This is a genomic window from Paraburkholderia bannensis NBRC 103871 (assembly GCF_000685015.1).
Taxonomy (GTDB): domain Bacteria; phylum Pseudomonadota; class Gammaproteobacteria; order Burkholderiales; family Burkholderiaceae; genus Paraburkholderia; species Paraburkholderia bannensis.
Window position 1 is genome coordinate 29,858 of the sequence record NZ_BAYA01000023.1, and the last position, 26,348, is coordinate 56,205.

Sequence of the window (26,348 nt, forward strand, 5' to 3'; positions counted from 1 at the left end):
GTTTACCTCGCGAGAGTGAGCGGTACGGGAAAAGAGGCGGGCAAAGAAGCGGGAAGCGAAGCGGCCAGATGGCGTGCGGCTTGCACGGTGTTGCGCATGAGGCAGGCGATCGTCATGGGGCCGACGCCGCCGGGCACCGGCGTGAGCGCGGCGGCCACCTGGGCGACGCCTGCGTGATCGACGTCGCCTGCGAGGCGCGTCTGGCCCGCGCCATCGGCGACGCGGTTGATGCCCACGTCGATGACGACCGCGCCAGGCTTGATCCACGACGCGTCCACGCAGCCTGCGCGGCCCACGGCCACCACGACGATATCGGCGCTGCGGCATAGCTCGCGCGCGTTCGTGCTGCGCGAATGCAGCACGCTCACCGAGCAATGCGCGTTGAGCAGCAGCGCGGCCATCGGCTTGCCGACGATGTTCGAGCGTCCCACCACGACGGCGTGCCTGCCGGCCAGGTCGCCCAGCGTCTGCTGCAGCAGGAGCAAACAGCCTTGCGGCGTGCACGGTACGAGCGACGGCTCGCCCAGCGTCAGGCGTCCCACGTTCTCGCGATGGAAGCCGTCCACGTCCTTGTGCGGATCGATGGCCGCGAGCACCGCGGCGGCGTCGATCTGCGCGGGCAGCGGCAACTGCACGAGAATGCCGTGCACCTGCGGATCCGCGTTCAGGCGGGCGATGAGGGCGAGCAGCGCCGCTTCGCTGGTGTGCGCATCGAGTCGCTCCTCGATCGAGCGGATGCCGACCTCGCGCGTGCGGCGCACCTTGTTGCGCACGTACACGTCGCTGGCGGGATCGTCGCCGACCAGCACGACGGCAAGGCACGGCTCGATGCCCGCTTCGCGCAGCGCCGCGACGTCGTGGGCCACCTCGTCGAGCAGCGCCTGCGCCGCCGCGCGTCCGTCGATCATGCGCGCCGCGCTCATCGGAACACCACCGTGCGGTTCTGGTTCAGGAACACGCGATACTCGGTGTGATAGCGCACGGCGCGCGCGAGGGCGACGGTCTCGGTATCGCGGCCGATGGCGACGAGGTCGTCGGGGCGCAACGCGTGATCGACGCGCTGCACTTCCTGCTCGATGATCGGCCCTTCGTCGAGATCGGAGGTCACGTAATGCGCCGTTGCGCCAATCAGCTTCACGCCGCGCTCGAACGCCTGGTGATAGGGCTTGGCGCCCTTGAAACCCGGCAGGAACGAGTGGTGAATGTTGATCGCGCGACCCGCTAGCTGCTGGCAAAGATCGTTCGAGAGGATCTGCATATAGCGCGCGAGCACCACGAGATCCGTGCCGGTTTCGTCGACGAGACGCAGCAGTTCGGCCTCCTGCTGCGCCTTGGTGTCGGCGGTGACGGGCAGGTAGATGAAGCGAATGCCCTCGCGTTCGGCCATCGGGCGCAGGTCGAGATGGTTCGACACGATCGCCGTGATGCGCATGCGTAGCTCGCCCTTGTGATAGCGGTAGAGCAGGTCGGTCAGGCAATGGTCGAACTTGCTCACCATCAGCAGGACTTTCATGGGCTCGCCCGCGCTCGCGAGCTTCCATTGCATGTGGTAGTCCTTGGCGACGCTGGCGAAGTCGCGGCGCAGCTTGTCGATGTCGCCGCGCGCGGCGTCGTTGAATCGAAAAACCGCGCGCATGAAGAAGGTGCCGCTGGCTTCGTCGTCGAATTGCGCAAGCTCGCTGATATAGCAGCCCGACGTGGCGAGATACGACGTCACGGCAGAAACGATGCCGGATGTGGCCGGGCAACTAATGGCCAGGATGAATTGCTGGGTCACGATAGGGACTCCGTATTAATGTGGCTAGGGCCGTCGCCGGATTTGCCGGTGGACAGGCCGGGCGTTGCCTGGTTCGTCAGCCGACGGCGAGGCGCTTGCTCTTGTCGGGATCGTCGAAGGGCAGCAGCGCGGCGCGCGCGGTGGTCTCCATGCTGCCGCGCACCTCCAGCGCGAAGCCGGGTTGCGCGGCCTGCACGTCCAGGCGCGCGATCGCCAGCGAGCGCTGCGTGAGGCGCGAGTACATCCCGCAGGTCACGACGCCCACCTGGCGGCCCGCATGCCAGAGCGTGTCGCCGGCCTGTGCCGCCTTGCCCGCATCGAACTCGACGCCGTAGATCCTGAAGCGCTCCTTGCCTGCAAGACGCGCATGCTCGCCCGCGCCGCAGAACGCGGTCTTGCCTGGCGAGACGGTGAAATCGAGGCCCAGTTCCCAGAGCGTGTCGCCGGCTTTCTCGTCGGCGAAGGGGTACATCTCCGAGTTGTCGTAAGGGAAGAACAGCAGGTAGCTTTCGACGCGCAGCCAGTCGAGCGCCGTGAACGCGCAAGGGACGATGCCGAGCGGCGCGCCTTTGGCGAGAATCGCGTCCCAGATCAGCGGCGCATCGGCGGCCTTGCAGAAGATCTCGTAGCCGCGCTCGCCGGTGTAGCCCGTGCGCGAAATCATCACGGGACGGCCGAACAGGCGCGTCTGCATATGGTGGAAATAGGGCAGCTCGCGGATCCCGGGCACGTGCTCGGCGAGAAAATCCACGGCGGCGGGGCCTTGCAGCGACAGGTCGTGAAGATCGTCGTCGAACAGCACGGCCACCTGCTTGCCCTGCGCCGAGGCCACCAGCCGCTCATAACCGCTGCCCGCGCCGTGCACGACCATGAAGGCGTTCGGCCCCGTGCGATAGACGATGCAATCGTCGATGAACTTGCCGTCCTCGTTGAGCATCGTCGCGTACACGGACTTGCCCGGATAGAGCTTGCCGATGTCGCGCGTGGTGGCCCAGTCGAGCAGGCTTTGCGCATGCGGGCCAACGTAGTGAACCTTCTTCAGGCCCGACACGTCCATGAGTCCCGCCTTCGTGCGAATGGCCTCGTGGTGATCGGCGAGGTCGCTTGCATAAGTCCAGGCGGTGCCCATGCCGTTCCAGTCTTCGAGCTTCGAACCGAGTGCGCGATGACGCTCGCCGAGCGCGGAAATACGCCATGAATCAGCCATGATTGTTGCTCCAGTAAGGATGTTTTGGGATGCGAATCAGTTTGGTCGTTACCGGTCGAAACGGCTCAGCCATTCGACGAGCGTCGCGCGATAACGCGTCATGCCCTTGTAGTCGGCAACCGGTTCGGGGAGGTCGCGCAGCACGCGATGCAGGCGCTGCGCCCAGGCGGGATTCGTGCAGAGATCCGCGATGCTGCACAGGTAGGTGCGGATGCTGAACATCAGCGCGTTGCTGCGCGGCAGGCGCGCCATCAGTTGCAGTTCCACGCGCAGGTGCATGAGGTCGCCCGCGTTCTGCGCCGTGACGGTGCCGCGGTCGCTGCCCCATTGGTGATACGTCTCGGGCGAGGTGTCCAGCCGCGGGTTGACCGTGAGCGTCCAGTTCAGCCGCCGCACCGGCGCGCCCGCCTGGATGGCGAGCAAATACTTGAGCGCGCGATCGAACACGCCCATCTGGTGCGCGAGCGGAACCGGCGCGTGCCATTGCTTGAAACTCATGCCCGCGTCGAACGCCAGCGACCAGTCGGCGGGGCCCGTGATGACGCCTGCGTCCATGTACAGGTCGCCGTCGCGCTGGTCGAGCAGCGCAAAGTCGCCTTGCGTCTGCCGCACGATGTATTCGAGCGGCGCATAAGGCAGCGTGCTGTCGTTGCCGAATTCGAAGCTTTGCTCGATACCCAGTGCCCGATTGATCCATCGCCAGTGCGTGCCGTCGCGTTCGAGCGCGAACCAGTCCGGGTAATCGGCGGCGAGGTTCTCCATGATGAGTTCGAGCGCGTCCCAGGCCGCCGTTTGCATGTGCGGCATCTGGATCGAGCGGCGCGGATCGCTTTCGAGCACGAGTGCGCGCTCGGCGATTTCGGAGCGGTAGTGTTCGTCGATATCGAACCAGTGCTCGAACACGGAGCCCGGTTCGCGCGGCGTGGCGGGTTCGATGTTCACCGAATACTGATAGCGGTCTTCGGCAAACGGGAACGGGAAGCGCGCGATGGCCTTCGCACTGTTGTCGAAGCTGAAATCGCCGCGATAGGTTTGGGCCGGCTTGATCAGGACGCTCATGGGAACGGGCTCACAGGTCGAGGTGGAGAGTGTCGCTACAGGCGCGCGAGACGCAGGGCATGAGATGCGTCGCGCGTTCGCCCGCGTCGAGGAAGTGATCGCGGTGCTCGACGTCGCCTTGCAGATGGCGGGTCGCGCACTGGCCGCAGACACCGCCGCGGCACAGGTTGGGCACCGTCACGCCCGAGGCTTCGAGCGCTTCGAGCAGGCTGCGATCGGCGGCCACTTCGATGCGCTGGCCGCTGCGCGCGAGCACGGCGGTGAAGGGCGTGCCGGGCGTGGGCGCGGCGAAGGCTTCGGCATGCACGCGGCGCGCATGCCAGCCGAGCGCGCGGGCGCCTGCGTGCACCGCATCGATCAGCGATTGCGGGCCGCATACATAGACATGCGCGCCCAGCGGCTGCATGGCGAGCACGCGCTTCACGTCGAGCCGTTGGGCCGCGCCAGTGGTGCTGTCATAGGCGTGAAAGCGCTGGCCGAGGCGCGCGCGCAACTCGGGGGCATAGGCATCGGACAGGCCGCCGCGCAGCGCGTAGTGCAACTCGAAATCGGCCTGACGCCGCTCCAGTTCCGCGACGTGCGCGATGAACGGCGTGATGCCGATGCCGCCCGCAATCAGCACATGCCGCTGCGCCGTGGCATGCAGCGCGAACAGATTCGCGGGGCGCGTGACGCGCAGCGTCATGCCGGGCGCGATGTCGGTGTGCACGTACGCGGAGCCGCCGCGCGAGACGTCGGCCTTGCGCACGGCGATACGCCATGCGTGCGCATCGGCAGGATCGCTGGCGAGCGAGTAGGCATTGCGCATTTCGCGCGAGGCCCCTTGCATGACGAGCTGGATGTGGCTGCCCGACGAAAACGGTGGCAACGGGCCCGATACGGCGCGCAGTGTGAGTTCGCGCACGACTGGCGTGAGCAGGCGCGCGGCGCTGACCTGAACTTCCAGCGTGCTCATGCGCAGGCCTCCGCAAAGGGGCGGTCTGCATCGGCGCAGACACCGAGCCACGCGCCGATGCGCTCCGAGAAATGGCCGCGCACCGACAAACGCACCTTGCAGTGCGCGCAGGTCACTTCGTCGCTGTCGTCGTAGACGTGTGCGCTTGCGCAGTGCACGCAGTACACCGAGCGCTCTGAGCCGATTGCGGTGGCCGCGATTTCCTCGCGTTCCAGGCCGGCTTCGCGTGCGAGGCGATGCATGCGCCAGAGGAAGGCTTCGTCGCCCGCGAGATAGAGGCGCGTGCCGGGCGTGCTTTGCGCGAGCGCACGCATGAGTTCGGCGGCCAGGTCGTCTTCGTTCGAGCAGAAGGTGGTGTCGATGGCCAGCGGCGTCGCACGCGCCGTGCAGAACAGGCGCGAGGGCGCGGGCAGTTGCGCGAGGCGCGCGACGAAGGCATCAAGCGTCTGAAGTGCGGTGGCTTGCGCGACCAGCAGATGAAGCTGCGCGTCCATGCAGGGTTCAAGCGCTGCGTAGCGCGGTGCGCTGGCCGCAAGTTGCGTGGACGGACTGGCGGCTAGAGAAACGGGTTGAGAAGCAGGCATGTGCAGTACGTGGGTCATGGGCGGCTCGGCTCAAAACAGTGCATAGGGGCGGCTTCGGTGCGGCTCGCATGCGTCATCGCGGGGCATTGGCGCTGGCCGCATCGCGATGGCACAACGTTTCTTTCTGTGCAACATCGTTTCCTGCCAGTAATCGGCGCTCAATCCTGAAGAGGAGGTACGCCTTTGGAGGTAGGGGACGTGAAACCGCGCGACGGCATGGAGCTTGCTTGATGTGGGACATTTATTCCGGACAGGGCTCATGTCGGCGAGACGCGATTTCGGGCAGCTAGAGACGGCTGGCGCGTACGGCGCTGCGCGCGTGCGCGAAGCGCTGCTCGATTGCGTCGCCGCGCTGCTGGGCGGTGCGCCCTGGCATGAGGCGACCCAGACCCTGCTCGCGCGCATCGAAGCCAATATCCCCGGCGCTCGCGCGCGGCTGCACTACGGCCTCGATGCCACACCCGGCGACAGCAACGTCGCCTGTCGCGCGACGCTGCCAGGTTGTGCATTGCGCGCTCCGCACGCGCATGACGTCGCCGTCAGGCACGCCGCGCGCGTGTGCACCGCTTGCCGCGCGCACGGCCGCCACCGCATCGTCGCGCCGATGGACACGAAGGCGGGCGGACGCGCGCTCACGCTCGACCTGCCCGCGCCGCACGGCGACGATCTTGCGCACGCGCTGGGCAGCGCCACGCAACTGCTCGATGCATTGCGCGACTATTCCGCTGGCGCCAACCGGGAGGAGCGCGACGCCGCGCGCGCTCTCACGCGCGAACTGCACGATTCGGTTGCGCAGCAGCTAGGCGTAATCTCGTTCGTCGTCAGCCAGATCCAGCAGCAGATGCGCCGCTCCGAGGTCTCCGAGGCGCTGGTCGGCGAATTGCGCGCGCTCGTCACGCGCTTGCAGCGCCAGGTGCGCGAGCTCATTACTTCGGCGCGCCTCACGCATGACGGCCGCTCGTTGCGCGAGGCGCTGGCCGGGTCAGTCGAGGAGTTCGCGCGGCGCTCGAATGTCGTGTTCGAAATCGATAACCGCGTGCCCACGCTCGTGCTCGCGCCCGAGGTAGAACTGCATGTTCTGCAGATCGTGCGCGAGGCGCTGTCGAACGTGGTGCGCCATTCGCATGCGCGCCACGCACGGATCGAACTGGCGCAACAGGCGCGCGGCACGTTGCGCGTCGCCGTGACCGACGACGGCGTGGGGCTGGCCGCCGCAGCCGCGGTGGACGCAAGCCATCATGGCCTGAATATCCTGCGCGAGCGGGCGCGGGCGATCGGTGCGCATATCGACATCGAAACCGCAGGCGAGGCGGGCGGCACACGCATCCGCCTGATCGTTCCAGGCCTCACATTCGACGAGGAGCCACCGGGTGAGCCCGACCACGCTGCTGCTGATTGACGACCATCCCCTGTTTCGCCGCGGTCTCGCCGATTACTTCAACGCGAGCGGCGAGTTCGTCGTTGTCGGCGAAGCATCGAGCGGGCAGCAGGGCATCGCGCTCGCGGGCGAACTGCAACCGTCGATGGTGCTGATCGACCTGCATATGCCGGGGCTGGGGGGGCTTGCCGTGCTCGACGAACTGCGGCAGCTCGGCATGGCGTGCCGCAAGGTGGTGCTGACCGCGTCGATGGATCGCGCGGAGCTGCTTGCGGCGTTGAAGCTGGGCGCGCACGGCTACATGCTCAAGGAGAGCGAGCCGGAAGCGCTGCTCGGCTACGTGCGCAACTGCGCCAACGGCATGGTGGCGATCGACGAAAGCGTGCGCGACCTGCTGGCCGATGCGGGCGACATCGATGAAGGCGACGATGACGGCGCGCGTCATTGCGCCTCGGGCGCTCATGCCAACGTTCATGTCCACGCTCACGCGCAGGCAGTGGCCCTGGCGCCTTCGCGGCGCGCCGGGCTGACCGGGCGCGAGGCGCAGACGCTCGCGCTGATCGCGCAGGGCATGAGCAACAAGCTGATCGCGCGGCAACTATGCATCAGCGAAGGCACTGTGAAGGTGTACGTAAAGAATCTGCTGCGCAAGCTCGACGTGCGCTCGCGGCTGGAACTGGCGGCGAGCGTGCATCGCGACGCGCTGGCGCGGCACTAGAAGAGATCAGGACGCACTATGGCATCGCTGGCAGGCAGTTTCGACGTTATTGGCACGGCGGTGGGGCTCGACGCGTTTCCCGTGCCGCTCCTCACGCTCGACTTGAGCGGGCTCGTGCTTTCCGCGAACGCGGCCTGGACGCGCGCGATGACGTTGCGGCCAGGCGCACCGTTCGCGCGCGCCGTGCATCCCGAGGATCGCGCGCGCTGGCAGACGCTGTTGCAGCGCGCGCGAGCGCACGGCGAGGGCGAGGAGCGTGGCGAGGGTGGCGCTGCGCGCGCGCGCCTGCGCCTGTTGCAGCCGGGGGGCGAGCTGCGCTGGTTCGACTGCACGGTGGCGCGTGCAGGGGCGTCGTATGGCGTGGCGCTGGCCGACGCGACCCAGTCGCAGCGGCGCGAGGCCGCGCTGGAGGCGCGCCTGCGCGGCGTGCTCGGCTTGCTCGACGGCATGCCGGGCCTGCTTTATCGCGGCCGCAACAACCGCTCGTGGACGATGGAGATCGTCAGTGCGGGCTGCGAGGCGCTCACGGGTTATCCGCGCGAGTGGTTCGTCGACAGCCACGAGCACAGCTTCAGCCAGTTGATCCTGCCGGAGTACGCCGATTACGTCTGGTACGGCGTGCAGGAGGCGCTGGCCGCGCGCGGTGCGTTCGAACTGCGCTACCGGATTCGCGGCGCGGACGGGCGCGTGAAGGCAGTGCTGGAAAAAGGCGTGGGGATCTATTCGGAAGGCGGCGAAGTACTGGGAATCGAAGGAGCGATTTTCGAAGTGGCTGCGCAGACGGCCGCGGCCTGAAAGGCGAGCCGTGCCGTGAAAGACAGAGGGCGCGCGAAGTGATCGCGCGCCCTCTGGATGTAGCTGACTTCTTCGCTGCGGTGTTTGCCTTGGCGTTTGCCCGCGCTACGGCGCGATCCAGTGCATCGCGCAGACCACCACGACGCCCAGCACGATTGCCCCGTACGGCAGCCAGCCGGCGCGCCGCTCGGGCGCCTTGAGCGTCGGCGAGGCGAGATCCATGTCGTTGAGCATCGCATCCGGGAAGCGGCCCTTGTCGGTCACATAGTGACGCCACAAGAACACCGGCACGATCAGCGCGGCGAATACCACGCCCGACACCAGCGTGCCCTTGCCCCAGACATCGGCGCCCAGACCCATCAGCGCGAGATTGACGAAGGACAGCAGCGTGCCCAGCGCCAGCACCCATTTGGGCGCACGGAAGGGACGCACCCAGTTGCTGCGGTCGAGCCGGTGAATCCACGCGGCGTTGAGATTGAGGAAGTTGAAGATGATGTAGCCGACGTTGGACATCGCGAGCACGACCACGTAATCGGACATCAGCAGCAGGAACAGATTGAAGACCAGGTCAGTCCACATCGCGCGGGTGGGCGCGCCGTTGGCGTTGACGTGCGAGAGGTACTTCGGCAGCCAGCCATCGACGGAAGCCTGGTAGAGCGTGCGCGACGAACCGGCCATCGAGGTCATGATCGCGAGCACCAGTGCGAACGCCAGCATCGGCTTGAGCAGGAACGCGCCCCACGTACCCGCGTGGACGATCTGCGCCATCGCCTCGGCGACGCCCATGCCGCTGTAGATGCCCGGCGACAGGATGCCGTCGTAGACAGCGGCCTGCGTGACGTTGCCCGCTGCGTCCTTGACCTCGGGCGTGACGAGCTGGCCGAGACCGAGCGCGCCCTGGAACGCGAGCGGCACCATCGTGAAGAACACGAGGCACAGCAGGCCGGAATAGAGAATCGCCTTCACGGTGTCGCGGCGCGGGTCGCGGAACTCGCGCGTGTAGCAGACGGCGGTCTCGAAGCCGTAGGTCGACCACGCGGCGATGAAGAGCCCGCCCGCCATCAACTGGATGCCGCTCAAGTCCCACGCGCCGTCGATCACGTGCCCGGCCGCGTCCTTGGCGAGCGGATAGAGCGGCAGCAGGTGCGTGCGCGGCAGGTCGCCCGTGAGGATCGGATACAGGCCCACTAGCAGCAGCGGCAGCAGCGCGGACACGGCAAGAATCATTTGCAGCCGCGCGGCCTGAAGAATGCCGCGATGCTGGACGGCGAAGGTCGCGAGCAGGATGATCGCGCCGATGATGAACGTGGCGTTGATGCGCAGCGTGAGACCGCTCGCGAGCCAGCCCAGATCGACGAGCGTGAGCTGCCAGGTGTTGATCGCCGCAGTGGCGGGAAACAGCATGCTGAGCACGTAGCCCGCGCCGAGACCCGAGCCGATCGCCAGCACCGGCGACCAGGCGAACCAGTTGCACCAGACCGACAGCGGCGCGAGCAGCTTGCTGTAGCGCACCCACGCGATGGCGCCATAGACCGACGCGCCGCCCGATTTGTGCGGAAAGAGACCGGCGATTTCCGCATACGAAAACGACTGGATCAGGCCGAAGCAGATCGAGACGGCCCAGATGATCCACGACGGCTTGCCGACGGTCGCGGCAATCGAGCCGATCGAAAACAGCACCAGCGCGGGCACGCCGCTCGCCACCCAGAACGCCCCGGCCCAGCCGATCTTGCGTTGCAGCCCGGCGGCTTCGCCGGTCGCGGGCGCAAACAGCTCGGCATTGCCTTCGTTGATTGAACTCATCGTCTTCTCCGTGAATGCGGGTTTTTGTCCGCCACGAGACGATGGCCAGCCAATAAGCGTCGATCAACTGGTGTGAAGAGGTACCTCTTGGGGGGGGCTGTAGCGCTGAATGCCCGAGGCAGCGTCAATCGGCGCGGCCATTGTTAGCGATTTGTCGGCTGACGCCCGGTAGACAGATGTCGCAATCCATCTGAACTAATTGTTCTAGAATCGCGCCCAGGTCGGTTGTGTTTTGGATTCATCCGGCATATCAAGGGAAATAGAGAGGGCTCGTGCTCAAGGCTATTACAGGCATTGTGATCGGGATTGTTTTTCTCGTCGTCGCAGCGCTAACAGCGTGGTCGACGCGCGATTTTTTGCATACCGCGGTTGCTGTGCCCGGTGAAGTCGTCAGTTTGAATGCCGGCGGCAGTCATCCCCAGATTGAATTTGTCACGAAAGCCGGCGAACGTATTTCTTATCCGCAAGGCGGGATGATTTATGGAACAAAAGTCGGCGACAAGGTCACCGTGTTGTACCGGCCAGAGGAACCCGCGCGAACGCCTACGATCGACCGCTTTGGCGCGGTCTGGAACTGGACACTGATGGCGTTGATTTTTGGTGTCGGGTTCATCCTGTTCGTATCGTTGAATATTCCGCCAGGAAAATAACCGTATCTAGGAGGATACGGGCCGTGTCAATTATGAGACCGAGTCACTGGCGCTATAAGACCGGCGCAATGGGTGGCGTGAGCGCCTCGCAACCACGCAGGGCGATGCGTATATAAACGTGAAACTGGATCCGAAACCGAACGCAGGTTGTGTCGATGTATGCGCAACCAGATTGCTATTTAAATTAATCTTTCTCGCGGCGCCTGTTGTGCCGCTTGCGTTGACTGGATGTGACCTGAACACGAGCGCCACGAACAAGTTCTTTTCTGGACGATATGTCGACGCAGCAGAAGCCATCGATAGCCATGATGCGGCGCGGATGTCGTCGGCTCTGAAGGGACTTGACCCGGATGAGCCCGGTCGCGAGCACATGACGCTGATGTGGTATGCAATTCAGAAGAAGAACTATCAAGCCATCCAGGCGCTGGTTCGAGCAGGCTCACGGATCGATGAGAAGGCGGTGGAAAATCTTGGGACTCCGTTGCAGTTCGCGCTAATGGACAGGGATCTACAGTTGTTGGGCGCGATGCTCGATGGCGGCTTATCGCCGGACTGGCAGGATGCCGATGGTGCGAATCTGCTGCAGCTTGCGATGAAAAGCGACCACGCTTTTGATGCGGTGAAACTTCTGGTTGCGCGCCATGCTAACGTCAATCAGCGCGACAGCATTGGTGGATCAGCGCTCGATGAGGCTGTGGATACGATGCAGCCGGGCATTGCGACCTACCTGATCGAACACGGCGCCGACGCCAACGGGCACATGAACAACGGCTCCAGTACGGCATGGGCCGTTCAACAGACGATCTAGCGGCTGAATCCTGAGGCCGCTGGCGTGTCGGTCACCGATCTTTCGATGGACAAGAATGGTCAGCCTGTCGCGACAAAACAGACGCAGCCCGCGCCTGGCGCAACGGCAGAAGGGCATGAGCAACTACAAGAGTTCGAACAGCTTCGTGCATTGATGATGGCGAAGGGCGTCAGGTTTCCAGCTGATCCGCCAGCAAAGGTTCGTGAGCAAATACGACAAAAATAAGCGGCGGTGCGCAACGAGGGCGATCGAGAAAGGCGCGGTCAAAAGCATAGCCAACATCCCGTCGGATCTCGGCAAAATGCTGATGAAAGGTAGTGCGCTGCAAGCTGCTGGTGAAATGGAGCAAGCGGCAGCAATGCAAGGTGTGTTCGGCCAGACGCAATCTGCCGCGGAGCTGTCTCAGGGGGCTCAAGAAGTTCGAGCGAGCGCAAACTCCATCGACCTTCCAAAGTTCAAGATGAGCAATGCCGCACTGGCAGGCGGCGACAAGATTGATTCGGAGAACGTTATCTCCCTCCTTTGAAGTAAAGTGCATACGGCCATGAAACTACCGGACGATCTGACAAAAGAAGTATACGCTTACGGCGCTGCCGGTCGGGAGGCGTGGAAGAAGGGAGACATCGCCGACGCTGAGGTCAATTTTACGAAAGCGTGGGAGACTCTGCCCGAACCCAGGGAGCAATACGATCTTGCGCAATCGATGGCACGTGGGTTCGTCGTTTTTTGTCGAGATACAAAGCAATTTGATAAGGCTGTTCATTGGCTGGCAGAGATGAGAAGAGCGTATGGCGCGGGAACAGGGCCAGATCTGACAATCGGCTTTCTCAGCGGGACGGTTTATTTCGAATCGGGCAATCTGGAAAAATCGGCGGAGTTTTTTGTGCCGCTGTACAACCAATTCGGAAGCAGGCCGTTTTCCGGTGAGGACAGGAAGTATCTGGAATTCGCGAAACGTGCTGCGAAGGGCTATAAGAAAGAATGAAAGAACTTCCACAGAACATTCAGGATAAAGTCGATGCGCTCTCTGAGCAAGGCAACGTCCTGTGTGAAGGATCGGAGTTCAATAAGGCCATTCAGCAATGGCGCAGCGCTATAGCGTTGCTTCCCGAGCCTCAAGTTGATTGGGAAAGATCGAATCGAAGCCGCAGTAAGTGGCTTGGTTAGCTGCTACATGGCGTTGCCTCGTCTTGTCGCGTATCGTTTACGCGAGAGGTTGTTCTGCGAGACACGGCCTATGTTGTATTGGATAAAGTGGCGACCGGCTGACTTCGAACTGAAAGGGACGCGCGCGTTGCCCAGAAGAGCCACTCCTCAACGAGCATGGAGCCGTCAAGAAGGCGCTGGCCACCTGTAGCCGATCACCGAGGCGACCGGATAAGCTAGCTCGCGAACCTCATTCAACTGATTTCCGCCAAGGAGATAAATAAACTCGTCGTCGCGGCGAAGGTAGAAGCCTACATGTCCCTTCCAGCTTGTTGGATCGTCGCGAGTCAGCACAGTAATGCAACCGTAGATTGGGTTCTCTAGCGCGATGCCCCAATCGAGCCAGGATCGAGCCAAGGCTGATCGCGTCCCCCGAACCCCGGCACCTGCCAGGCACCAGTTGATGAATGAGGAACACCAGGCGATCTTGTCGTCATAGCCAACGAGATTTGTTTGGTTGTTGTATTCGACTATCCGTGGATTGGATTCGCCAGTTGGAAAACGTCTGACGCCACATTCTGCAATCGCCACCGGCATCCAGATCGGTTCGATGTCGCTGTCTCCGGTTTCCATAATCATTGGCGCTGGCTAGATTGCCAAGTTGTAGTTGTCTTGAGGATTGTCACCGATTCGATTGACCATCCACTCGTGGCCGCACACAGCTTCATGCGCTTTGCACTGACCCGTCAGCAGGTAGCCCGGTTCATTGGCGCACCGCGGCCCAGAAGCCGCGCCACAACGCTGCCGAATGAACGACCGGTTCATACGTTCAGTGTATTGCCGGGATTCGTCGAAAACAAAAAGAATTTTTCTGCTCTAGAAGTGCGTGAATCGTGATGTTATGCATCCGGGATGAGTTTCAGTAGACGATGCTTCATTAAAATTTTTTTGGGCTATATTCGAGCCTGTCGCTGCACTCATCTTTACGGAGGCGAAAGCTAATGCGCTTAATTGTAAGGGTTTGGAAAGAACACAAGGGCTTTGTCGCCTTTCTGTTCCTGATGACCGTCTTCAGGAGCGCCGTCGCAGACTGGAATGTCGTGCCCAGCGGATCGATGCTTCCGACGATTCAAGTTGGAGATCGAATACTCGTCGATAAGATGGCGTACGACATTCGATTTCCACTCACACATTTCAGTCTCGTGCATCTTCACAATCCATCGCGAGGGGACATCGTCACGATCCAGTCCTCTGCGGCGCACGAGTTGTTAGTCAAGCGCGTGATTGGATTGCCGGGAGACCGCGTTGAAATGCGTGACAACGTACTCTTTATCAACGGATCACGGGCGAGCTATCGACATATTAAGGCGGATGCGTTCGCGGACGATGAAATGTCGCGCGGAGAATACTACTCGGAAAAGATGAACGGAACCGATCATACGATTCGACTGTCACCGGATGCGCCGAGTCCTCGCGATTCGTTCGGGCCGGTCGTCGTGCCAGTGGGGAAATACCTGATGCTGGGCGACAACCGCGACAATAGCGCGGACTCTAGATACTTCGGCTTTTTTCCGCGCACTGAAATTATCGGAAAAGCAGGACGCGTAGCCTATTCGCTGGATCCTGCACATTATTATTATCCGCGATATGAACGTATCGGCAGGTTACTTGACGCCCCACTGGGGTGAGGCGCTATCACTGGCCGCTGGCTCAAAAGATTGGACTTGATTTAACGAAGCGGTCATTCGATAAAGTACAGCCGGTTGACTGCTCGTGGCAGCGTAGGGAAAAATGTGTCTTGCCTTGGCAGGCGAAAGATTGTCGTCAATATTCCGGAGAAAATCGAAAGCTAACCATGCCCGAATCGACGACAAATCCACTCTTGATGGACTGGAATGCAGTTGGTGATTTTCCACCGTTCGCGGAGATCCGTCCTGAACATTTTGCCCCGGCCATCACGCAACTCGCCAGGACGCGACTTGAGCGCATCGACACGATTGCATCTAATGCCGATCCGGCGACCTTTGAAAATACGGTAATCCCGTACGAAGCGACAGGTGGCCACATCGAACGGATCGATGCCCTGTTCGAAATCTTGCGGCTGACGGTGGGAACGGACGAACTACGGGCGGTCGAAGCCGACGTGTGCGCCGCGCTAGCCAGTCATCACGCGACTGTGCGCAGTCATCGGCCGTTTTTCGCACGTCTCGACGCAATCTATAAGACCCGAAGCGTGGCAAGACTGGCGGAGGACGAACGACGCTTGCTTGAGCGGATCCACACCGATTTTGTTCGCAATGGCGTCCATCTGTCGACGCCGGACGCTTCGCGCTTCAGTGCAATCAAGGCACGTCTCGCTGAACTTTACGTAGCGTTCAACCAGAACCTTCTCACCTCGACGGATGTGTTCAGTCTTGTTCTCGCCACCGAGGATGAACTGATCGGCCTGCCGGAATTCGTCCTGCGTGCTGCGCGTGCGTCGCACCGCAGTGCCGGGATAAACGAACATGTATTCACGCTCACTTATTCAAGCGTAGTGCCCTTCTTGACATACTCGTCGCGGCGCGACCTGCGCGAGCGCATTTGGCGTGCATGGACTGGCCGTTGCACTGAACCAGCCTTCGACAATCGCCCAGTCATCCGCGAAGCTATTTCGCTACGCATGGAACTGGCGCAATTGCTCGGGTTCGAGACTTTTGCACACTACGCCCTGGTTGACCGTATGGCGGGTTCCCCTCAGGCGGCACGTGCACTTCTCGAAACCCTGTGGGCGCCAGCAAAGGCGCTATGTAATTCCGAACTGGAGACGCTCCGCAGCCTCGCGGCTGAGCTCGGAGAGTCGACAGACATCGAACCGTGGGACTGGCGCTATTTGACCGAGCAACTCCGTGCTCGCAGTTTCAACATCGATGCGGAATTAGTCAGCAAGCATTTCGAACTTGAGTCGACTATTCGCGCGGCATTCGACTGTGCGGGCCGCCTTTTTGGACTCAGCTTCCGCGAACGTCACGATGTCGTGCTTCATCATGAGGACGCAAGGCTCTGGGAAGTCGAGCAACGTGGCCGCCTGATTGGATATTTCATCGGCGACTACTATGCTCGTGAGCGAAAGACGTCGGGCGCTTGGGAATCGGAGTTCCGCATGCGTTGCGACGGGGTCGACGCTACGCTGCCACTGGTTATCAATAGTGCGTCCTTTCTGGGCAGCAGGCATACCCGAACCGAATTGACCGTCGATAACGTCCGCACAGTCTTTCATGAATTTGGGCATGCGCTGCATAGCTTGCTGTCCGGTGTGCGATTTCGCGGACTGTCGGGCACCAGGGTGCATAGGGATTTCGTGGAATTCCCTTCTCACCTTATTGAGAACTGGGCGCTTGACAGTACCTTGCTTGCGGCCCACGCGAAGCATTCGGAAACGGGGGATCCTTTACCGGACAGCCTGATCGCCAGCCTCCATGCGTCCATCCGGTTCAACGAGGGCTACGAACTCGTCCGCTACATTGCATCCGCGCTTCTGGATATCGAGCTTCACTCGACCGCATCGCTGGCCGATCTGGACGTGGATGAGTTCCAGTCGGACTTTTTCGAACGTCTTGGCGTTGTGCATGCAGCCGACGTCAATCATCGACTACCTCACTTTCGACATCTCTTCGGCGGCAGCGATTATGCTGCCGGATACTACGGCTATCTTTGGGCTCAGACGCTGGAAGCAGACGCGTTTGAGGCCTTCATGGAACGCGGTGATACGTTTGACGAGGCGCTTGCGGAAAACCTGCACGATCACCTGTTCAGCGTTGGAAACTCGGTCGATCCTGCGGTGGCGTTTCGCAGATTCAGGGGGCGGTCGCCGGATCCTATGGCGCTTGCTCGCAAGCGTGGCGTTGAAGCAGCGCTTGCGAGTGTTGATGGTGTTGACTAGAGGGCCTGCATCGACGGCCCGAGTCTGGCTGACTAGCGATTGAAGCGTATTGCGTGGGCTACAGTTCCATCGAAGAGCGACGACTGGCTGAGTGCCACTCTCGGCGAACCTTCGCCAATCGCCAAAACTGTCGCTCTGGTTTGAGGGATCTTGTTCGGTTGTAAATCAATATCCGCTTGCGGATAAGCCTAAAACATTAATACTCAGGAGGTTCGTGTATGAAAGCGCTCGGCGGATCGATGTTGAACGAAACCCTCAATACCTTTTCGCAAGAGAATGATGACCGACACGAACTACGACCCACTTCGCTTTTCGACTATTGCGCATCGTAACCACCGTTATTTGAGCCCGCTTTCGCGGCAGAAAGCTGATGAACTCGTCCTGAGTCTCGTCAGTAATTTATCTGCCGATGATGTCGTGCTTGATGCTGGCTGCGGTAAAGCCGCCTTGTTGCGAGATGTGCTTCGCATGTCGCCCGCACTCGGTGTCGGGGTCGACATTAATCAACGCTTCCTGGACGAGGCGCGAGCGGAATTCCTGCGGGAATTGCCGGACGACCCACGCCTAAAGTTGATAAACGCTCCATTGCTAGATCACCCTCGACCGGATGGAGGCTACGCTGCTATTCTTTGCATCGGATCAACGCACGCATTCGGTTCGTTTGAGGAGTGCTTGCGTATCAGCGCGAACTGGCTCAGACCCAATGGCCTATTGCTTGTCGCGGAAGGCTTTTGGAAGCAGCTGCCGTCACAGGACTATCTCGACGTACTTGGCGGTACAACGGACGAGTTTGTGTCTCACGCACAAAACTCCGAACGGGCTCGTGCATCAGGTTTCAACGTTCTTCGTACCGCAACAAGCAGTGATGACGAGTGGGATGAGTATGAAGGCAGGTATTGCGCCGCGATGATGCAATACCTCGCAACACATCCTGATGATCCTGACGCGAAAGCATTCTCAACGCGAATGCAAGCGTGGCATAGCGCCTACCTGAAATGGGGCCGAACGACGCTCGGGTTTGGCTATTACCTGCTTTTGAAGCCCTGACGATTAGCACGGTTCGCGTGCATTACGTGAACCCTTTCCCGCCGTCCGGAATCCCCCACGCCAGCCCTTTGCTCACGCGGCGTACGCAACACGAGTCGGGCGCCCCGCGGGATGCATCTCTTCACGCTGCGCCAGCCATTCGATAAGCATGTTGTGCACTGGCGCACTTGTGAAAATCCCGAGGTGATTCATGTCCTGAACGATCTGGAACGGGCTTGCGGGGCATTCCCGTTGGAAGAGTTCCTTGAGGCGCTGGGCATCAACGGCCTCATCATGTTCGCCGGCGAAGACGAACGCTTTGTCCGCCAATTTGCGTAGATCCCGAGCGTAGCGGCTGCGGGGGTGATAAGACGTGTTGAGCCGGTAGGAGTAGGAAAGCGTCTCGGTACCGTCCCAGAGTTGCACCGGTTTGTTGAAGTCAATGACCGGCAGCGCATTGAAGCCGCGGATGCCGAATATATTCAGGATCACCAGTGCGATAAGTCGCCGCATATGAAGTTGCGCCCAGCCACTTGCTGATCCGTCCCGGAGCGTCCTGGAAGTGGGGATGACCGGGCTCGACAACAAGAACCGCGAAACGAGTCGGGCGTGAGGGCCGCCCGCAAAGCGGATCACGAACCCGCCGCCACTCGAGTGGCCTCCAAGGACGATTCGTCCGTTGTAGCCCTGTCTTCGCAGTTCGGTGATCAGGTCGGCAATGTCGTCTTCGAACTGGCCAATATATTCGACATCCCCTCGGTGGCGACCCGACTGGAAGTGTCCACGCATATTCGGCAGAACGACCTTCGCCGCGCCGGATGCACTTATCACGCTGGCGAGCGCGTGATAGGAGCGCCCATGATAAGACGATCCGTGTACGAAGATCATAATCTGGTCGGCGGACGAATCATAGAAGCGCCAGGCGAGTTGCTCGCCATCTCTGGCAGGATAGCGGAGGAGAGGCGGGAGATCGGTGTCGGGTGTCGGCTGCAATGACTTGAATCCGAATACGTCTTTCGACTGAGCCTTCCGGCGCGGCGAGGTTGCGATCATAACGATACACAAACAAATAATAAGGAATGCTATAAAAATGAAATGCGCAATCGCGAACAATATGATCAATGGTGCCTCCACTATTAAATTGAGCGGCCGTGGATGTCAGTTCCGTCCAGGCCAGGGTTTCCTGTCACGTCAACGGAATATAGATGTCGGTCTGCCACTGTTGAGCTGCGACGTCGGAAAATGCGCTCAGGTAATGAAAAAATAGCGAATGGTCTCTCAACTCTTCTCCACTACCGGGAAGCCAGTCGCGGTAGATCGGATAGATCGTCTCGCCGATATGATCGGTTGAACCAGCATGTCTGACCACGGCGCATCGACCGCCGGGAATAACGAGTTCGCGGACGCCATAAGCATTCGGAGCGACCGGCGCGTGAATCTCCGCGCTGATATCGCAGCGAAATTCGTCGCCCGGTGTCGTATCCGGGTTGCTGTGCGGAACAGCGAAGGCTCGACTCGATAGAAGAGGAGGCTGGCCGCTTTGCCTGTGCCAATCCACAAATTTGCGCACGCTCTCGTTGACCAGCCCGATCGGGCCGACGTGTTCCAGTGCCGCAACCCGTGTCACAGCGAAGTCGACAATTCGCACCTGCATGTTCAGTTTTCTCGAACGGTACGGGACAATGAAGTTTGCGCTCCAGATCTGCCAGTTGGGATGCTGCCGGAAGGCGATCGGGGTCATGCCGAATGATCGCTTGAAGGCGCGGCTGAAGGCTTCGGGGCTATCGAATCCCGCATCGAAGGCGGCGTCGATTACCGGGCAGGATTCGCGTGAAGCCAACCGGTGGGCCGCTCTACGCAGGCGCATCAGCTGGACGTAGCGTGCGACCGGTACGCCAACATAGGCTGCAAACTGTCGATGAAAATGGAACTTCGAGAAGTTTGCGATTTGGCTAAGTGCGCCCACGGAAAGGTCGCCCTCGAGGTTCGCATCGATGTATGCGAGCGTGTCCTCGAAGCGCCGGGTGTACGCGGTTGTTGCTTCAGCGTGAGTTAGCATGGCCTGGATCGTTCAATTTGCGACATGGTCGCCCTTGAATGGCGATTGTGCCTAGCCGATCTTGCTATTTATCGGTTCGGACGGCCGGAACGATATCGGTGCGTGCGGGTGTCGAGCCGATAGACTGTCCTTCGGTGCGGTTCGCGAGAAGCGGTGGACACCGGTCTGCCACTCATCCCGCCGGATGGCAAGAACTGTCGTCGTCCATGCCCGATCCTTAAAGTGCCGGTCATTCACACGTTCTGTTTCTATGCTGCATCTCCTGTAGACACGCACCGACATCGACCATCATCGCCTGCCCACACGCTTCAAACATCGCCAGCAAGCTTCACGCCCCGCCCACCGCTGGCGCAGCCGCCAACAGGCTCCGCAGGAACACCATGATCCTGTGCCCGATAGGCACTTCTGTGAGCATCGGCCGCTGCAATGCGAGCCCTTGTGAAAGGCCCTTAAACGAAGCGGCCAGCACAACCGGCGACTCCGGTGGCACCTTTCCCATCCTGGCGAAAATCTGCGTGATGCAATAGGCAAGACCATCGCGGTGCGAATTCAGCAGTGCCTCGGACGCCGTGGCAAACGCGGGACTGCTGCGCCCCTGACGCTTGAATTCTACGCCTGGCACCGATTCCGGCAGCCCGATGAAGCCGCGGCAGACACGAGAGAGGGCGCAAAGCGCGCAGCAGGATCGGATCAATTCGACATCGGCTGACGATGTCGAAGCGCACGCGTGCCGATGTTCAACCCGTCGGCAACGACGTCAACGCAAACGCGCCCGGCTACGCCAAAGTGGTTCTCGCAAGCCTGAAACACGCGTCGCTACGACTTAAAAAAACAGCCTGGCGACAGGGTCACCAGGCTGCGATGCGACTTGGCTTGAGCGACGTGGCTTTAGCGCATGCCGCCACTAGCAACAATATGCTCGCCCGTCAGCCACTTTGCGTCGTCCGACGCGAGGAACACCGCAATCGACGCAATGTCGTCGGGGTGGCCCACGCGGCCGAGCGGCGTCTGGCTGACCGCGGCGGCTTCGAAATCCGATCCGATGACGCCCGCGCTATGCGTACCCTCGGTCACGATCACGCCCGGATTGATCGTGTTGACACGGATCTTGCGCGGCCCAAGCTCGCGTGCGAGCGCGCCCGAAATCGCATCGACTGCGCCTTTCGTGCCGCTGTAGACCGCGGTCGCGGCAGGCGTGATCGTCGACACCACCGAGCTGACGTTCACGATGCTCGCGCCCTCGCCGAGATGCTTGACGGCCGCTTGCGTGGTCAGCAGCACGCCCAGCACGTTGATGTCGAACTGTCTGCGGTACTGCGCTTCGGTGAACTCTTCGATGGGCGCGAATTCGTAGACGCCCGAGTTATTGACGAGGATGTCCAGGCGGCCATACGTTTCGACTGCCGCGTCGACGATACCTTGTGCGTCAGCGGCCTTCGATACGTCGCCACCCACGGCCACTGCCTTGCCGCCTGCCGAAGTAATGGCGGACACAACTTCATCCGCACCGGCCTTGCTGCTCGCGTAGTTCACGACGACCGAAGCACCTTCGGCAGCCAGTGCTTTTGCGATGCCTGCGCCAATGCCCTTCGACGCGCCGGTGACAACGGCGACCTTTCCTGAAAGCTTGCCCATGATGTGTACCTCGGTGTGAGTGATTTCGTGGATCCGAACCGGCGTCAATGCTTGCGGATCGCGTTTGCCGGTGCTTGAAGTGAAATGTAGAGATTCGCGCCGCCGCGATAAAGGCGCACGGATTGAATTGACTGGCGCGATTAGCCGAACAATCAAAACACGGGGTCAAAGGGACAAAAGCCGGCCAAAAACCAAAAACGGGGCGCAAGCAAGTCGGCTGAAACACCACGCCCGCTGCGTTGCACAAAACTTGACATGAAATGCGATACGGGGATACCCGAATGCAAAAAAGTATCAGTCCAGCGTTTTATTTTCAGTAGCCGAAGCGCATGGGGACAGGTAATTTTCAGGCATGGCGGGCGCTCATCGAACTCGGGAGCCTGACGAGACAGAACAAAGAAAGAACGAACCGCCGCAGGAGGAGACAGATGCTTTCCACGCAGGATGCGATTAATCGACCCGAGCAACGCGAGCAACGCGACCAGCGCGATCACCGCTTCGCGGGGCACGCCAGGATCGACCAGCCCGATCTCGAACTGGTCGCCGTCCCGGTCGCCGAGTCGTTCAAGGTCTGGGCGCACGGCTATCCCTATCGCACGGTGCGCTGGCATTTCCATCCCGAGTACGAGATCCACCTCATCACGGCCACGACGGGCAAGTATTTCGTCGGCGATCACATCGGCAATTTCGTGCCCGGCAATCTCGTGATGGTCGGGCCGAACCTGCCGCATAACTGGGTGAGCAGCGTGCCGCAAGGCGAGCGCGTCGACGAACGTTGCCTCGTCCTGCAATTCGACGCCGCGTTCATGGCGCGCACGATTGACGCATTTCCGGAGTTCCGGCGCGTCGAGGCGCTGCTCGACGCCTCGCGCGGCGGCCTGCTGTTCCCGGCGGAAACCGGCGCGGCCGTGGCGCCGATCCTGCGCGAGATGGTGGGCGCGCAAGGGCTGCGCCGCGTCATGCTGTTCATCGCGCTGTTCGACCAGTTGCTGCGCAGCGCCGAGCCGCAAAAGCTCGCCAGCGCCGCGTACCGTGCCGACCCGACGCGCTACGCCGGTTCGCGCATCAATCACGTGCTGACCTTTATCGGCAAGAACCTCTCGCAGGAATTGCGCGAGAGCGACCTGGCGGCGCTCGCGGGGCAGAGCGTGAGCGCTTTTTCGCGCTATTTCCGCCGTCACACGGGCGTGCCGTTCGTGCAGTACGTGAACCAGTTGCGCATCGATCTCGCGTGCCAGTTGCTCCTGTCCGACGAGCTGAGCATCACCGGGATCTGCTACCAGGTGGGCTTCAATAACCTCTCGAATTTCAACCGGCAGTTCCTGCAGATCAAAGGGATGTCGCCGTCGCGCTGGCGTTCGTGGCAACGCCTCAACGTCGCCAGCGCCGCCGCATCGGCCGACCGCTCCGCCGACGTTTCCGCCGACCTTTCCACCGTGAGCGCCTAGCGCACGCTCTGGCGCAGTTTCGCGCGCCTCAACCGTCATGTCCCGCCGGGCCAAGCCGCCCGGCGTGGGGAAGCTTTACCTGTGGTTCACCGGCGGCATGCGCTGCACCGGCATTTTTCCAACAACGGAGACAAGCAATGACCCGACTCACGACTCAACTGATCGGCGCGGCCCTGTTTGGCCTGGCGCTGACCGGCGCGACCGCGTCCTTCGCCGCGCCCAGCGGCACGGTGGCGTTCCTGATGCCCGACCACGCGTCGACGCGCTACGAGCAGCACGACTTTCCCGGCTTCAAGGCGGAAATGGCGAAGCTCTGCGCGGGCTGCAAGGTGCTCTACCAGAACGCCAACGCCGATGCTTCGACCCAGCAGCAACAGTTCAATTCGGTGATTGCGCAGGGCGCGAAGGTGATCGTGCTCGATCCGGTCGATTCGACGGCGGCGGCTTCGCTCGTGCATATGGCGCAAAGCCAGGGCATCAAGGTCATTGCCTACGATCGACCGGTGCCGTCGACGCCCGCGGACTATTACGTCTCGTTCGACAACGAGGAGATCGGCAAGTCGATTGCGCAGTCGCTCGTGCAGCGCTTCAAGGAAGCGGGCGTGGCGGGCAGCAAGGGCGGCGTGCTCGAAGTCAACGGTTCGCCCACTGATGCGGCGGCGGGCCTCATCAAGAAGGGCATCCACGAAGGGCTGGAAGGCAGCGGCTACAAGACGCTGTCCGAATACGACACGCCCGAATGGGCGCCGCCGAAGGCCCAGCAGTGGGTGAGCGGGCAGATCACGCGCTTCGGTGCGCAGATCGTCGGCGTGGTGGCCGCGAATGACGGCACGGCGGGCGGCACCATTGCCGCGTTCAAGGCCGCGGGCGTGAATCCCGTGCCGCCGGTGACGGGCAACGACGCGACGCTGGCGGGCCTGCAACTGATCGTGGCGGGCGACCAGTACAACACGATCCTCAAGCCGAGCGAGATTGTCGCGGCCGCGGCGGCGATGGTTGCCGTGGGCTTCCTCTCGGGCGATAAGCCCAAGGGCGAAACGACGCTCTTCAACACGCCTTCGCAGCTCTTCAAGCCCGCCGTCATCACCTCGAAGAACATCAAGGCCGAGGTGCTCGACAAGGGCTTCACGAGCGCGAAAGACCTGTGCACCGGGCGCTATGCGGACGGCTGCAAGAAGCTTGGGATCGCCGATTGATTCGGCATGCAGATAAATCGGGCGCGGCGGCTTGCACAGCCGCCGTCCCCTGGCTTACCAGAAAGCAGGTATTTCCATGACTGAGCCCATGATTGAGAACTCCCCAACTCGCGCCGCGCCGGGCGAGCTCGTGCTGAGTCTGCGCGGCATTTCCAAGCACTTCGGCGCGGTGTCCGCGCTCACCGATATCGAGCTCGACGTCCACGCCGGTGAAGTGGTGGCGCTGGTGGGCGACAACGGCGCGGGCAAATCGACGCTCGTGAAGGTGCTCGCGGGCGTGCATCAACCGAGCGCGGGCACAATCACGTTTCGCGGCCAGCCGGTCACGCTGACCGACCCGGCCACCGCGCTCGACCTGGGCATTGCCACGGTGTTCCAGGATCTTGCGCTGTGCGAGAACCTCGACGTCGTCGCCAACATCTTTCTTGGCCGCGAATTGAGCCCGCTGCGGCTCGACGAAGTGCAAATGGAAGTGCGCGCGTGGACGCTGCTCAACGAGCTGTCGGCGCGCATTCCCGACGTGCGCGACGTGGTCGCGTCGCTGTCGGGCGGCCAGCGCCAGACGGTGGCGATCGCGCGTTCGCTGCTGCTCGACCCCAAGCTCATCATGCTCGATGAGCCGACGGCCGCGCTCGGCGTGGCGCAGACCGCCGAGGTGCTGAACCTGATCGAGCGCGTACGCGAGCGCGGCCACGCCGTCATCATGATCAGCCACAACATGGAGGACGTGCGCGCCGTGGCGGATCGCATCGTGGTGCTGCGGCTGGGCCGCAACAACGGTGTGTTCTATCCCGATTCCTCCAACGCCGAACTGGTCGCCGCCATCACGGGCGCGACCGAAAACGCCGTGTCGCGCCGCGCCGGACGGCGCGCGGCAGGGCAGGAAGCCAGGCAGGACGTTCAATGAAAGAGGCGATCATGAGCAAGCAAACGCAGGGCGCGACGCCGCCCACGCTACTCGACCGCAGCGACGTGCGCGTCAAGCACGCAAGCGGCGTCGGCGAAAGCCTGTCCGCTTTCGTCGACCGGATCCGCTCGGGCGACCTCGGCTCGCTGCCGGTCATCGTCGGTCTCGTCATCATCTGGACGGTGTTCACGAGCCTGAACCCGGTCTTCCTGTCCGCCGACAATCTCGTGAACCTGTTGTTCGACTGCTCGACGGTCGGCGTGATTTCGCTGGGCATCGTCTGCGTGCTGCTGGTCGGCGAAATCGATCTTTCGGTCGGCTCGATGAGCGGCTTTGCGTCGGCGCTGCTGGGCCTGCTGTGGGTCAATGCGGGCTGGCCGGTGCTGCTGGCCATCGCAGCGGCGATTGTCGTGGGCGGGGTGATCGGCGCGCTCTACGCGTTGCTGCTGAACCGCCTGGGCATGCCGAGCTTCGTGTCGACGCTCGCCGGGCTGCTGGCGATTCTCGGCATGCAGTTGTACGTGCTTGGCTCGGACGGCTCGATCAACTTGCCCTACGGCTCGCCGATGGTGAATTTCGGGCAGTCGATGATCATTCCCGCCGTCGTTTCACACCTGCTGGCGCTCCTGCCAGGGCTGACGATGGTGGTGCTCGGACTGCGCACGCGCGAACGCCGCCGCGCGGCCCGGCTTTCCGCGCCATCGGTGAGCGGCCTGCTGGCGCGCGCGGCGCTCATCACGCTGGCCCTCGAACTCGTGGTGGCCTATCTCGACCGCGGACGCGGCGTGCCGCTGATGTTCGGCGTATTCCTCGGCCTGACGGTGGCGATGAACTATGCGCTCACGCGCACGCGCTGGGGCCGTTCGATGAACGCCGTGGGTGGCAATCGCGAGGCCGCGCGCCGCGCCGGTATCAACGTGCGGCGCATCTATACGAGCGCCTTCGTGCTGTGCGCCGCGCTGGCGGCGCTGGGCGGCGTGCTCACGGCAGCGCGTCTGGCGTCCGCGAGCCAGCAGGCCGGCACCGGCGACGTCAACCTCAACGCCATCGCGGCGGCCGTGATCGGCGGCACGAGCCTCTTTGGCGGGCGCGGCAGCGCGTGGTCGGCGGTGCTCGGGATCATCGTGATCCAGTCGATCGCGAGCGGCCTCACGCTGCTCAATCTGTCTTCGTCGCTGCGTTTCATGATCACTGGCGCGGTGCTTGCCATCGCCGTGATCGTCGATTCGCTGGCGCGCCGCTCGCGTGTCACGCATGGCCGCGCCTGATCCTGCC

General features: G+C 62.2%; 26 protein-coding genes. 15 read left to right on the plus strand and 11 right to left on the minus strand.

Annotation, left to right across the window (positions count from 1 at the left end; translation table 11 throughout):
* Positions 1-2: 2 nt before the first annotated feature.
* The 6 genes from BBA01S_RS43075 to BBA01S_RS43080 all read right to left on the minus strand — a co-directional run bounded on the left by BBA01S_RS43075 (position 3) and on the right by BBA01S_RS43080 (position 5,600).
* Positions 3-923, minus strand: coding sequence for a bifunctional 5,10-methylenetetrahydrofolate dehydrogenase/5,10-methenyltetrahydrofolate cyclohydrolase (locus BBA01S_RS43075; RefSeq protein ID WP_042298026.1), 921 nt, complete (start codon positions 921-923; stop codon positions 3-5).
* Positions 920-1,777, minus strand: a complete 858-nt coding sequence (gene purU, locus BBA01S_RS28205; protein ID WP_027819381.1) for a formyltetrahydrofolate deformylase — start codon at positions 1,775-1,777, stop codon at positions 920-922. The genes BBA01S_RS43075 and purU overlap by 4 nt, the downstream gene beginning before the upstream one ends.
* 76 nt (positions 1,778-1,853) lie before the next feature.
* Entirely contained in the window at positions 1,854-2,984 is a 1,131-nt protein-coding gene (locus BBA01S_RS28210; RefSeq protein WP_027819382.1) for an aminomethyltransferase family protein, read from the minus strand.
* A gap of 48 nt (positions 2,985-3,032) precedes the next feature.
* The gene (locus tag BBA01S_RS28215; RefSeq protein WP_027819383.1) at positions 3,033-4,043 is read right to left on the minus strand and encodes a heme-dependent oxidative N-demethylase family protein; all 1,011 of its coding nucleotides are present in this window, start codon (positions 4,041-4,043) and stop codon (positions 3,033-3,035) included.
* Positions 4,044-4,053: 10 nt separating this feature from the next.
* The gene (locus BBA01S_RS28220; protein WP_027819384.1) at positions 4,054-4,998 is read right to left on the minus strand and encodes a PDR/VanB family oxidoreductase; all 945 of its coding nucleotides are present in this window, start codon (positions 4,996-4,998) and stop codon (positions 4,054-4,056) included.
* The gene (locus BBA01S_RS43080; RefSeq protein WP_156966107.1) at positions 4,995-5,600 is read right to left on the minus strand and encodes a dimethylamine monooxygenase subunit DmmA family protein; all 606 of its coding nucleotides are present in this window, start codon (positions 5,598-5,600) and stop codon (positions 4,995-4,997) included. The genes BBA01S_RS28220 and BBA01S_RS43080 overlap by 4 nt, the downstream gene beginning before the upstream one ends.
* A 241-nt stretch (positions 5,601-5,841) precedes the next feature.
* On the opposite strand from BBA01S_RS43080, the gene BBA01S_RS45310 reads away from it, so the two are divergent.
* The 3 genes from BBA01S_RS45310 to BBA01S_RS28240 are packed head-to-tail and all read left to right on the plus strand — an operon-like array spanning position 5,842 to position 8,473.
* Positions 5,842-6,981, plus strand: a complete 1,140-nt coding sequence (locus BBA01S_RS45310; RefSeq protein ID WP_052391917.1) for a sensor histidine kinase — start codon at positions 5,842-5,844, stop codon at positions 6,979-6,981.
* On the plus strand, positions 6,953-7,678 hold the full coding sequence (locus BBA01S_RS48490) for a response regulator (RefSeq protein ID WP_027819385.1): 726 nt from the start codon (positions 6,953-6,955) through the stop codon (positions 7,676-7,678). Before BBA01S_RS45310 ends, BBA01S_RS48490 begins: the two co-directional genes overlap by 29 nt.
* Before the next feature lie 18 nt (positions 7,679-7,696).
* Entirely contained in the window at positions 7,697-8,473 is a 777-nt protein-coding gene (locus tag BBA01S_RS28240) for a PAS domain-containing protein (protein WP_042298027.1), read from the plus strand.
* A 105-nt stretch (positions 8,474-8,578) separates the two neighbouring features.
* Here the strand turns inward: BBA01S_RS28240 and BBA01S_RS28245 are convergent, their stop codons facing one another.
* Entirely contained in the window at positions 8,579-10,276 is a 1,698-nt protein-coding gene (locus BBA01S_RS28245; protein WP_042298028.1) for an APC family permease, read from the minus strand.
* A gap of 272 nt (positions 10,277-10,548) precedes the next feature.
* On the opposite strand from BBA01S_RS28245, the gene BBA01S_RS28250 reads away from it, so the two are divergent.
* From BBA01S_RS28250 to BBA01S_RS28265, 5 genes are all read left to right on the plus strand, one after another.
* Positions 10,549-10,926 (plus strand): DUF3592 domain-containing protein, encoded by a 378-nt coding sequence (locus BBA01S_RS28250; protein ID WP_027819388.1) that lies wholly within the window; start codon positions 10,549-10,551, stop codon positions 10,924-10,926.
* A gap of 118 nt (positions 10,927-11,044) precedes the next feature.
* Positions 11,045-11,734 (plus strand): ankyrin repeat domain-containing protein, encoded by a 690-nt coding sequence (locus BBA01S_RS43090; protein ID WP_245641613.1) that lies wholly within the window; start codon positions 11,045-11,047, stop codon positions 11,732-11,734.
* Between the two features lie 24 nt (positions 11,735-11,758).
* Positions 11,759-11,959, plus strand: a complete 201-nt coding sequence (locus tag BBA01S_RS48195) for a hypothetical protein (protein WP_245641614.1) — start codon at positions 11,759-11,761, stop codon at positions 11,957-11,959.
* Entirely contained in the window at positions 11,937-12,260 is a 324-nt protein-coding gene (locus BBA01S_RS47065; RefSeq protein ID WP_245641615.1) for a hypothetical protein, read from the plus strand. Before BBA01S_RS48195 ends, BBA01S_RS47065 begins: the two co-directional genes overlap by 23 nt.
* Before the next feature lie 18 nt (positions 12,261-12,278).
* Complete coding sequence (locus BBA01S_RS28265) at positions 12,279-12,719, plus strand: SPO22/ZIP4 family meiosis protein (RefSeq protein WP_245641616.1); 441 nt, start codon at positions 12,279-12,281, stop codon at positions 12,717-12,719.
* A gap of 347 nt (positions 12,720-13,066) precedes the next feature.
* Here BBA01S_RS28265 and BBA01S_RS46140 read toward each other — a convergent pair whose 3' ends face one another.
* On the minus strand, positions 13,067-13,519 hold the full coding sequence (locus BBA01S_RS46140; protein WP_084162587.1) for a TIGR02594 family protein: 453 nt from the start codon (positions 13,517-13,519) through the stop codon (positions 13,067-13,069).
* Between the two features lie 362 nt (positions 13,520-13,881).
* Here BBA01S_RS46140 and lepB point away from each other — a divergent pair, with 362 nt between their 5' ends.
* The 3 genes from lepB (at position 13,882) to BBA01S_RS28285 (ending at position 17,849) form a co-directional block, all read left to right on the plus strand.
* Positions 13,882-14,568, plus strand: coding sequence for a signal peptidase I (lepB, locus tag BBA01S_RS28275; protein ID WP_027819392.1), 687 nt, complete (start codon positions 13,882-13,884; stop codon positions 14,566-14,568).
* A gap of 167 nt (positions 14,569-14,735) precedes the next feature.
* Entirely contained in the window at positions 14,736-16,802 is a 2,067-nt protein-coding gene (locus BBA01S_RS43100; protein WP_042298029.1) for a M3 family metallopeptidase, read from the plus strand.
* A 276-nt stretch (positions 16,803-17,078) separates the two neighbouring features.
* Positions 17,079-17,849, plus strand: a complete 771-nt coding sequence (locus BBA01S_RS28285) for an SAM-dependent methyltransferase (RefSeq protein WP_245641617.1) — start codon at positions 17,079-17,081, stop codon at positions 17,847-17,849.
* Between the two features lie 72 nt (positions 17,850-17,921).
* On the opposite strand, the gene BBA01S_RS43105 is transcribed toward BBA01S_RS28285, so the two are convergent.
* From BBA01S_RS43105 to BBA01S_RS28305, 3 genes are all read right to left on the minus strand, one after another.
* On the minus strand, positions 17,922-18,950 hold the full coding sequence (locus tag BBA01S_RS43105) for an alpha/beta hydrolase (protein WP_052391918.1): 1,029 nt from the start codon (positions 18,948-18,950) through the stop codon (positions 17,922-17,924).
* Between the two features lie 64 nt (positions 18,951-19,014).
* Positions 19,015-19,887 (minus strand): AraC family transcriptional regulator, encoded by an 873-nt coding sequence (locus BBA01S_RS28295; protein WP_027819394.1) that lies wholly within the window; start codon positions 19,885-19,887, stop codon positions 19,015-19,017.
* 888 nt (positions 19,888-20,775) lie between these two features.
* Positions 20,776-21,522 carry a glucose 1-dehydrogenase gene (locus BBA01S_RS28305; RefSeq protein WP_027819395.1) on the minus strand — a complete coding sequence of 249 codons (747 nt, stop codon included), beginning with the start codon at positions 21,520-21,522 and terminating at the stop codon, positions 20,776-20,778.
* Between the two features lie 428 nt (positions 21,523-21,950).
* On the opposite strand from BBA01S_RS28305, the gene BBA01S_RS43115 reads away from it, so the two are divergent.
* From BBA01S_RS43115 to BBA01S_RS28325, 4 genes are all read left to right on the plus strand, one after another.
* The gene (locus BBA01S_RS43115) at positions 21,951-22,970 is read left to right on the plus strand and encodes an AraC family transcriptional regulator (RefSeq protein WP_084162588.1); all 1,020 of its coding nucleotides are present in this window, start codon (positions 21,951-21,953) and stop codon (positions 22,968-22,970) included.
* A gap of 137 nt (positions 22,971-23,107) precedes the next feature.
* Positions 23,108-24,166, plus strand: coding sequence for an ABC transporter substrate-binding protein (locus BBA01S_RS28315; RefSeq protein ID WP_027819396.1), 1,059 nt, complete (start codon positions 23,108-23,110; stop codon positions 24,164-24,166).
* An 88-nt stretch (positions 24,167-24,254) separates the two neighbouring features.
* Positions 24,255-25,073: an ATP-binding cassette domain-containing protein gene (locus tag BBA01S_RS28320; protein ID WP_027819397.1), complete on the plus strand. Its 819-nt coding sequence runs from the start codon at positions 24,255-24,257 to the stop codon at positions 25,071-25,073.
* An 11-nt stretch (positions 25,074-25,084) separates the two neighbouring features.
* Entirely contained in the window at positions 25,085-26,341 is a 1,257-nt protein-coding gene (locus tag BBA01S_RS28325; RefSeq protein WP_027819398.1) for a sugar ABC transporter permease, read from the plus strand.
* The last annotated feature ends 7 nt before the right edge of the window (positions 26,342-26,348 follow it).